Raw genomic sequence first — 8,714 nt, 5'->3', positions numbered from 1 at the left:
AACATCGACGCCGACCTCGTGCGCGACGGCGGCGCCAATCTCAGCCAGACGGACGAGACGCTCGTAGAGATGAGCAACGGCTGCATCTGCTGCACCCTGCGCGACGATCTTCTGGACGAGGTCCGCAGGCTCGCGCTCGAAGGCCGCTTCGACTACCTGCTGATCGAGTCCACCGGCATCTCGGAGCCGCTGCCCGTCGCCGCGACCTTCGACTTCCGCGACGAGGGCGGCGACAGCCTGTCGGACGTGGCGCGGCTCGACACGATGGTCACGGTCGTCGATGCGGTGAACCTCTTGAACGACTTCGGGAGCCACGACTTCCTGCGCGACCGCGGCGAGATCATGGGGGAGGCGGACGAGCGCACGCTCGTGCATCTGCTGACCGACCAGATCGAGTTCGCGGATGTCATGGTGCTGAACAAGGTCAGCGACGCCGGGCCTGAGAGGACGGATGCCGCGCGCAAGATCATCCGCAGCCTCAACGCCGATGCGCGGATCATCGAGACCGACCATTCGGACGTCCCCGCGGGGGTCATCCTCGATACCGGCCTGTTCGACTTCGAGAAAGCGCACGAGCACCCGATGTGGGCAAAGGAGCTCTACGGCTTCGCCGACCACGTCCCCGAGACCGAGGAATACGGCGTCGCCTCCTTCGTCTACCGCGCGCGCCAGCCCTTCCACCCCGAGAAGGTGCTGGAGCTGCTGAATGGCGAGATGCCGGGCGTGATCCGCGCCAAGGGCCATTTCTGGATCGCGACGCGGCCCGAATGGGTGGCCGAGTTCTCGCTCGCCGGCTCGCTCTCGTCGATCGCGCCGCTGGGGCAGTGGTGGGCCTCGGTGACTGAAGCGCGGCGGCCCGATCACGACAGCGCCCGGGCCTATCTCGCGCAGCACTGGATGGAGCCCTGGGGCGACCGCCGGCAGGAGCTCGTCTTCATCGGGGCAGGGATCGACTGGCCCGCGCTGAAGGCGCGGCTGGACGGTGCGCTGGTGCCTGAGGCGGTCGCCCCGGGGCCGGACGCGCTGCCGGACCTCCCCGGTCCGTTCCCGGCCTGGTGGAGGGTGGCGGCATGACGGTTCAGCGCTTCGTCAGACCCGCCAGCACCCATGGCGTGGTGAGCACTCCGTCGCCTCACTGGATGCGGGATATCCGGGCCTCCGAGGTCGGCGGTGTCGTCTGGGACCGGGAGCCGCTGGCCTCGTTCCAGACCTGGATCGATGGACTGAGCCCGGCACGCCTTCCGAAGGCCCGGGTCATCTTGCGGCCCGCGGCGATCCGCGACGCGGTCACGGCGGCCTGCGACAACGCGGGCACGCCGGAGGGCCCGGAGCGGCGGCGCCTAATCGACGACTTCGGGGCGCTCGCGGACATCTTCTCGGACGTCATGGATGCCCGCTGGTTGCGCCTGCGCCTCGACGTGGTGACCGGCAATGCCTGCCGCCGCTTTCACGTCGACCGCATCACCGCGCGGCTCGTCTGCACCTATCGTGGCACTGGCACGCAATACGGAACCTCCGAGACTGGAGACGACGAACCGCAGACGATCCACACCGTCCCGACCGGATCGCCCCTCGTCATGCTAGGAACGCTCTGGCACGTGAGGCCCGATCAGGGCCTGCGGCACCGGTCGCCACCGATCGAGGGCGGCGGCGAGACCCGCCTGCTTCTTGTCCTGGATCCGGTAGACGACCCCCACGAGGAAGTATGAGCCGCAATCTCTCGACCTCCCTGCGCCGGCGCCGCCGCCGCGGTGACCCAATGCGTGATTTCGACCGGCTGCCTTCGCCGCTCCGGGCGTGGCTGGCGCAAGCCGCCTTGCCATGGTCTCCGGCATCCTGCCGCCGCATCTGGCGCAAGGCTCGAGCAGCGGGCTCGCTACCGCAGGACATCATCACGATCCTTGACCGGGCGGAACGGGTGGCGCTCGAACGAGACACATCGGTTCCGAAGGCGCCAAAAAATTCGTACCAAATTACAGCGGTAGAACCAGCAAGCGATCGATAGAAACCGAGAATTCTCGACTGCCGAGATGGTCCCCAAGTAAAAGACCTTCGCAAGTTAACGAATGCTGCGCGGCAGCACCCACTAAGAGTGTGCAGGTCGGCTCAGGGCCGAGAGCGCTCGCTCCGGGCTGATGTAGCCATGGTCCGTTTTCACCAAACCTTGGCTTAAATGTTCGCCTTCGGTCACCTTACCCATTTCAGAACCTATTCTTGACTATCAGGTGGCTGTGCCTATGCGGTTCCCCTCTTCCGTGCTGGTGAAATTCGTGGACATCCTCCACAGGCACCAGGGAGAGATGGCCGTGACGAATACCTCGTTCGGCGAACAGACCGTGCGCGTAGTCCTCCACATCTGCCACCTGACCGCGCATCACGGTCACCTCCATGGCATTCGTGTGGTCAAGTGGCACCGACAAGGCCGCGACGGCCTGGTCATGACGGGAGTGGCGGGTATGGGGCACGCGACGCCCAAGATCTCGGGTCGAGAGGTCCAAGGCGTAACTTATGACCCCGATGCAGTCCGCGTCATGGGGCGCGTTTCGCGTCAATGCGCGGCGGAGAAGGTCGCGGATTGCCTCGGACCGGTTGGTTGCGCCGGACCGCTCCATTTGTCGGTCCAGTTCGGCCAAAAGGTCTTCTTCAATTGCTATGGTAATCCGCTGCATGACCCTCTCCGTGCTGCTCTGCTAAGCATCCGCGTAGTGGAACCGGGGCGCAAGCAAAGCTGCACTTTACGCCGCCGACGGCCAAAGTATGAAATAGAACTTAATAATTCATACGCAGAGGTTCCGCATGCTCCGCCCGCTTTCCACTGCTGTCGTTGCCTTGTCCCTGCTACTGCCGGCACAATCAGAGGCGCGTTCGCTCGTGCTTGCCATCGGCGGAGAGCCTGACGGCGGGTTCGACCCGGTCATGGGGTGGGGTCACTATGGAAACCCGCTCTTCCAGTCGACGTTGCTGCGTTACGATGCCGAGCTCAATCTGGTCGGAGATCTCGCGACCGACTGGAGCCTTTCGGACGACGGGCTCGTCTGGCGATTGTCCTTGCGCGAGGACGCCATGTTCTCGGACGGAACGCCACTGACGGCAGAGGATGTCGCCTTCACTTACACCGCGGCGAGCGAAGCTGGAGGCCTGGCCGACCTGACCGTTCTGAGTGAGGCGCGCGCTCTGGATAACGCGACGGTCGAGCTGCAACTGTCCGAGCCCCGAATCACCTTCGTGTCGCGCCTTGCCACCCTCGGGATCGTGCCAGCCGCGAGTTACGACGAAGGCTATGCAAGGCAGCCTGTCGGGTCTGGCCCGTTCCAGATGGTCGAGTGGCGTGAAGGAGAACAGCTCGTCGTCGAACCGAACCCCCATTGGCATGGTGGCGAGATCGCCTTCGAGCGGGTCAGCTTCGTCTTCGGCTCGGAAGAGGCCGGGCAGGCGCTGGCCCGGACAGGGGCTGCCGACCTCGTGGGCGTGCCGCCCTCGATGGCCGATGCGGCCCCGCCGGGCATGAAGGTGCTGCATGTCGAGACGGTGGACAACCGGGGGTTGGCCTTCCCGATGCGGCCGAGGGCGGGCGAGACCACCGAGGCGGGCACGCCGATCGGCAACGACGTGACGGCGGACCGGGCGATCCGGGTGGCGATCAATCAGGCGCTCGACCGCGGGGCGCTGGTGGCGCTGGCGCTGAACGGCCACGGTCGCCCCGCATTCGGCCCGGCGGACGGCTTGCCTTGGGACAACCCCGAGGCCGCAATCCCCGGCAATGACCCCGCCGCCGCGATGGCGACGCTGGAGGCCGCCGGATGGACGGACAGCGACGGCGACGGCATACGCGAGAAGGAGGGCCTGAAAGCGGCGTTTCAAGTGCTCTACCCCGCCAGCGACAGCACGCGGCAGGCGCTGGCCCTTGGCGCTTCGGAGCAGCTGCGCGAGATCGGCATCGACGCCCAGCCCACCGGCAGCAGCTGGGACGAGATCGGTGCCTTGATGCATTCGCAGGTCGTCGTGCTGGGCTGGGGCGCCCATGATCCGTCGGAAATCTACTACCTGCATCATGGCGATTACGCCGGCGTCGATTATTACAACACCGGCCATTACGCGAAACCGGCGGTGGATGCGCATCTCGACGCCGCCGAGGCCGCGACGGGCTTCGACGAATCCCTCGCTGAATGGCAGGCTGCCGCTTGGGACGGCGAGACGGGGTTCGGCCCGAAGGGCGATGCGACTTGGGCGTGGATGGTGAACCTCGAACATGCCTACTGGGTGTCTTCGTGCCTCGATGTCGGGCCGTTGCAGATCCATCCGCACGGGCACGGCTTCCCGATCACCCATGACCTGCCCTCGTGGCGTTGGACCTGCGAATGAGCGCATGGCTTCCGGCCCTTCTGGCCGGTCGCATGATCCGGCTGGGCTGGCTGCTGCCTCTGGCGGCGGCCGGGCTCTTCGCGCTGATCTCGCTGGCGCCCATCGACCCGGTTCAGGCCTATGTCGGCGGCCGCACCTCGCAGATCGGCCCGGAACAGCGGGACGCCATCGCCGCCGCATGGGGGCTGGACCGGCCGGCCGCCGAACGGTTCGCCAGCTGGCTGGGTCAGCTGGCGCGGGGTGATCTGGGGCAATCCATCACCTTCAACGCGCCGGTGATGCAGGTGATCGCCGCCCGGCTGCCGGCGTCGATGGCGCTGGTCGGGCTGGCCTTCGCGCTGTCCTTCGTGCTGGGCACGCTGCTGGGACTTGCGGCGGGGGCCACGCGAGGGCGCTGGCCCGACCGGGTGATCCGCACTATCGCCGTCGTGCTGGCCGCCAGCCCGGGTTTCTGGGTGGCGATCCTTCTGGTCGCGGTTTTCGCGGTCGGGCTGGGCTGGCTGCCCGCCTGCTGCGCGACGCCGCCCGGGCAGCTGGCCTCAGAGGTCACGCCTGCGGACAGCTTGCGCCACATGGTGCTGCCGGTGGCCACGCTCTCGGTCGTGGGGATCGCGCCCCTGGTGCTGCACACGCGGCAGAGCCTGATCGCCTTCCTCGACAGCCCCGCAGCGCGGCACCTCTCCGCCCACGGGGCCTCGCCGCTGCGGCTGGCCTTCGGCCCCGGCCTGCGCCACGCGGCGGGCGTGGCGCTGACGCTGCACCTTGCCAGCGCCGGCGAGCTCTTCGGCGGCTCCGTGCTGGCTGAAACCGTCTTCGCATGGCCCGGCCTCGGGCAGGCGACGGTGCGCGCGGCGACCGGGGCGGATGCGCCGCTGCTGATGGGGATCGGGCTGGCGACGCTGCTCTTCGTCTTCGCCGGCAACCTGCTGGCCGACATCGCCGCCCGGCTGGCGGACCCGCGCCTGAGGCGAGTGGCATGAGCGGCGCGGTCGACCCAACCCTCCCGCTGCCCGCCCGCCGCCGGAATCCGCGACGGCGCGCCACACGCCACGGGGTGGTGGCGCTGGCGCTGCTGGGTGCTGTGCTCCTCGCCGCGCCGCTGCTTCCCGAGGGCGCCCTGTCGATCGACCGTGCCGCCCGGGCGCTGCCGCCGGATCCGGCGCATCCCATAGGAACCGACATGCTGGGCCGCGACATCGCCGCCCGCACACTGGCGGCCCTCGCGAAGAGCGTGCAGGTCGGTCTGCTGGCGGCGGGAGCCTCGACCCTCGTCGCCGTGGTCCTGGGGCTGGCGGCGACCTTCGGGCGCGCCGCGGATCACGTCGTGGGAGTGCTGACTGAACTCGCCCTAGGCCTGCCGCATTTCGTGCTGCTCATCATGATCGCCTTCGCCATGGGAGGCGGCACAACCGGTGTCGTGGTCGCCGTGGCGCTGACCCACTGGCCGCGGCTGTCGCGCATCATGCGGCATGAGGCGCAGGGCATCGCCACCTCGGATTACGTGGCCATCTCGCGCGCGCTCGGGCGATCACGGCTCTGGGTGGCCCGGCACCATCTGGCGCCGCACCTCGTGCCGCAGATCATCGCGGGCTTCATCGTGATCTTCCCCCACGCGATCCTGCACGAGGCCGGGCTCAGCTTCATCGGCCTCGGGATCGAACCGCATCTGCCCTCGATCGGCGTCATGATGTCCGAAAGCCTGAGGGAGATCATGGCCGGTCACTGGTGGGTCGCCGCCGCCCCCGGCCTTGGCCTGATGCTGATCGCCCTCGCCTTCGAGCGGTTCGGCGAGGCGCTGCGCCAGTTGTCAGGCCCGCCGGGGGCGACGACATGACCCTGAAGGTCGAAGACTTGTCGGTGAGTTTTCCCACCGGCCCCGTCCTGGCGGGGATCTCGCTGGCGCTGGAGCGGGGCGAGATCGTCGGGCTGACCGGCACCTCCGGCGCGGGCAAGAGCCTCGTCGCCGAGGCACTGGCCGGCGCGCTCCCGGGGGACGCCACGCGAACCGGCCGGATCACCGTGGACGGGGCGCTGGCCCCTCCCCACATGGTCGCGCTGGCCCCGCAGCGGCTGGACGCGCTGGACCCGCTGGCGCCCGTCGGCCGCCAGATCGACCGGTTCGCCCGTCTCGCGGGCCGATCCGCCGATGTGCCCGGCGCCCTCGCAAGCGTCGGCCTGCCGGCGACGACGGCCCGGCTCTATCCGCATGAACTCTCGGGCGGCATGGCGCGCCGCGTGCTGCTGGCCACGGCCCTCGCCACGGGCGCGGACTGGATCGTCGCCGACGAACCGACAGTCGGGCTGGACGAGGCGGCAGCGGGTCGCATCCTGTCCTTGCTGGCTGACCTCGCCGCCTCCGGCCGCGGCGTGATCGTGATCTCGCATGACCTGATCGGGCTGGCGCGGATTGCGTCGCGCGTCGTCATCCTGCGCCAGGGCCGGCACGTCGAAACGGCACCGGCGCACGCATTCGATGGGCTGGGCTCATGCCTGCGCGAGGACTTCTCCCGGGCGCTATGGCAAGCCCAGCTTGCACCGGACGCGCCATGCTGACGGCCCGCGACCTCTCCCTCGCCTATGGCGACCGGCAGATCCTGAACGGGATCGATCTCGACATCGCCGAGGGCGAGGTGATCGGGCTCGGCGGGCCGTCGAGCACCGGCAAGACCACTCTGGGCCGTGTCCTTGCAGGGCAGCTGCTGCCCGATCACGGCGAGGTTCTGCTGGAGGGAACGAAGGTGGGCCCGGCAGCGACGGGGCACCCGGCCCGTGCGCAATACGCGCCCCAATCCTCCGAGCTCGCGGTAGACCCCCGCTGGCCCGTGCGCAAAGTCCTGGCCAACGGCATGGCCCCAGACCCCGAAGTTCTTGCGGCGCTCGGCATCCTCGACGTCTGGGCGGATCGCTTGCCCATGCAGCTGTCCGGCGGCGAACTGGCCAGGGTCTCTTTGGCACGTCTGTTCCACCCACACCTGCGGCTCCTGATCTGCGATGAGATCACCAGCCAGCTGGATGCAATCGAGCAAGACCTGCTTCTGCGTGCCCTGGTCGGTCTGACCGGCCGGCGACGGATCGCAGTACTGCTCATTTCGCACAATAGTGTCCTGAGGTCTCGGTTCTGTCGCAGCAGCTTGGCGCTAGACCGCCAGGACGACAGATAGTCGTACCAATACCAGCCATTCTTACATGTCGCAGGGCTTCGTTGCACAAAAGCGGGTGTAGGATTCATCTCGTGATTCCAGCGTGGTAACCGGGGGGGCATGAGCGCCCCCCTCCCGCCGAGCTACAGAACGAAGAACTGGCCGGCCTACAACGAAGCGCTGAAACAGCACGGCTTTCTGACGATCTGGTTCGATCCGAACATGGTCTAGGTGCCTCCCGCCACAGGCAAGCAAGGTCGGCAGCCTCAATACAGCGGTGAGGAGGATCAGGAAACGGTCCAGCGGACCCTTTCCCGGACGAGCGCGATCCAGACCTGTCTAACAATGAAACTCCCGTTCGGCATGGCGCTCCGGCAGATGCCGGGCTTCGTCGAGAGCCTCTTGCGTCTGGTCGGTCTCGACTTGAGCGTGCCGGATTGCAGCACGCTCAGCAGGCGCCAGAAGACCATGGCCGTGGACATTCCCTACCGCGGGTCAAAGGGATCGCTGGATCTGCTCATCGACCGGCATCAAGGCGGAGGGCGAAAGCGAGTAGCACGCGCGCAAACATGGTGGTGCCAAACGCCGCCTGTGGCGCAAGATCCATATCGGTGCCGACGAGCAGACGCTGGAAATTCGGCCCATCGAGGTCACCGGTAGCAATGTCGGCGATGCGCCGATGCTTCCCGAGTTGCTGGATCAGATTCTGGAGGACGTCGAGATCGGATTGGTCACCGCGAACGGCACATATGATACCCGCAAGTGCTATGAAGCCGTCGCAGATCGAGGGGCACGCGCGTTCGTCGGGGAAAGGCCACCCGGACCCTTTCCTGATCCTCCTCATTCCCGCCCCGTAAGAACGCCAAGCCCTGGAAGCCTCCGACCGCCGGCGCCATCGCCAGGAACGAGGCCCTTCGCGCCGCGAAATACCTCGGCCGCGAAATCTGGGGACAATGGAGCGGGTATCACCGCCGAGGCCGTGCCGAGACGAGACGACACAAAGATGCATTGCGTGAAGCTACTGAGGCAGAGCCTCATGGCACGCGACTTCGATCGCCAGGTCGCAGAAATCCAAATCCGCCCCGCCGGGTTGAACGGCTACACCGCGCTCGGGATACCTGTCACCGAGCCCGTCGGATAAGTGCGTCCGGGGGAAGGAAAAGTGCAGCCTTCACCCTCTTTGCGCAATATGTATAACCGCCCCTTGCGCAA

The 8,714-nt window shown here is 67.5% G+C and carries 9 protein-coding genes and 1 pseudogene; 9 read left to right on the top strand and 1 reads right to left on the bottom strand.

Features of this window, described 5'->3' with window-relative positions; translation table 11 throughout:
* The 3 genes from OCH239_RS20600 to OCH239_RS23660 form a co-directional block, all read left to right on the top strand.
* The coding region (locus tag OCH239_RS20600; RefSeq protein WP_037267183.1) for a GTP-binding protein at nucleotides 1–1,074 on the top strand (1,074 nt) is incomplete at its 5' end.
* On the top strand, nucleotides 1,071–1,709 hold the full coding sequence (locus OCH239_RS20595) for a DUF1826 domain-containing protein (protein ID WP_169733016.1): 639 nt from the start codon (nucleotides 1,071–1,073) through the stop codon (nucleotides 1,707–1,709). The genes OCH239_RS20600 and OCH239_RS20595, both read left to right, overlap by 4 nt.
* Nucleotides 1,706–2,005: a DUF6525 family protein gene (locus OCH239_RS23660; RefSeq protein WP_084782753.1), complete on the top strand. Its 300-nt coding sequence runs from the start codon at nucleotides 1,706–1,708 to the stop codon at nucleotides 2,003–2,005. Before OCH239_RS20595 ends, OCH239_RS23660 begins: the two co-directional genes overlap by 4 nt.
* A 196-nt stretch (nucleotides 2,006–2,201) precedes the next feature.
* On the opposite strand, the gene nikR is transcribed toward OCH239_RS23660, so the two are convergent.
* Nucleotides 2,202–2,669, bottom strand: a complete 468-nt coding sequence (nikR, locus tag OCH239_RS20590) for a nickel-responsive transcriptional regulator NikR (RefSeq protein WP_037267179.1) — start codon at nucleotides 2,667–2,669, stop codon at nucleotides 2,202–2,204.
* Between the two features lie 127 nt (nucleotides 2,670–2,796).
* Between nikR and OCH239_RS20585 the strand changes: the two genes are divergently transcribed.
* The 6 genes and pseudogenes from OCH239_RS20585 (at nucleotide 2,797) to OCH239_RS20560 (ending at nucleotide 8,643) form a co-directional block, all read left to right on the top strand.
* Nucleotides 2,797–4,362, top strand: coding sequence for an ABC transporter substrate-binding protein (locus tag OCH239_RS20585; RefSeq protein WP_037267177.1), 1,566 nt, complete (start codon nucleotides 2,797–2,799; stop codon nucleotides 4,360–4,362).
* On the top strand, nucleotides 4,359–5,342 hold the full coding sequence (locus OCH239_RS20580) for an ABC transporter permease (RefSeq protein ID WP_244430417.1): 984 nt from the start codon (nucleotides 4,359–4,361) through the stop codon (nucleotides 5,340–5,342). The genes OCH239_RS20585 and OCH239_RS20580 overlap by 4 nt, the downstream gene beginning before the upstream one ends.
* Nucleotides 5,339–6,196, top strand: coding sequence for an ABC transporter permease (locus tag OCH239_RS20575; protein WP_037267175.1), 858 nt, complete (start codon nucleotides 5,339–5,341; stop codon nucleotides 6,194–6,196). Before OCH239_RS20580 ends, OCH239_RS20575 begins: the two co-directional genes overlap by 4 nt.
* Nucleotides 6,193–6,915 carry an ATP-binding cassette domain-containing protein gene (locus tag OCH239_RS20570; RefSeq protein ID WP_037267173.1) on the top strand — a complete coding sequence of 241 codons (723 nt, stop codon included), beginning with the start codon at nucleotides 6,193–6,195 and terminating at the stop codon, nucleotides 6,913–6,915. Before OCH239_RS20575 ends, OCH239_RS20570 begins: the two co-directional genes overlap by 4 nt.
* Complete coding sequence (locus OCH239_RS20565; RefSeq protein WP_037267171.1) at nucleotides 6,909–7,523, top strand: ATP-binding cassette domain-containing protein; 615 nt, start codon at nucleotides 6,909–6,911, stop codon at nucleotides 7,521–7,523. The genes OCH239_RS20570 and OCH239_RS20565 overlap by 7 nt, the downstream gene beginning before the upstream one ends.
* Nucleotides 7,524–7,622: 99 nt before the next feature.
* A pseudogene (locus tag OCH239_RS20560) lies at nucleotides 7,623–8,643 on the top strand (IS5 family transposase).
* Nucleotides 8,644–8,714 lie beyond the last annotated feature (71 nt).

Source organism: Roseivivax halodurans JCM 10272 (assembly GCF_000521785.1).
GTDB classification, from domain to species: Bacteria; Pseudomonadota; Alphaproteobacteria; order Rhodobacterales; family Rhodobacteraceae; genus Roseivivax; species Roseivivax halodurans.
This window is presented reverse-complemented; position numbering and strand designations above follow the sequence as displayed.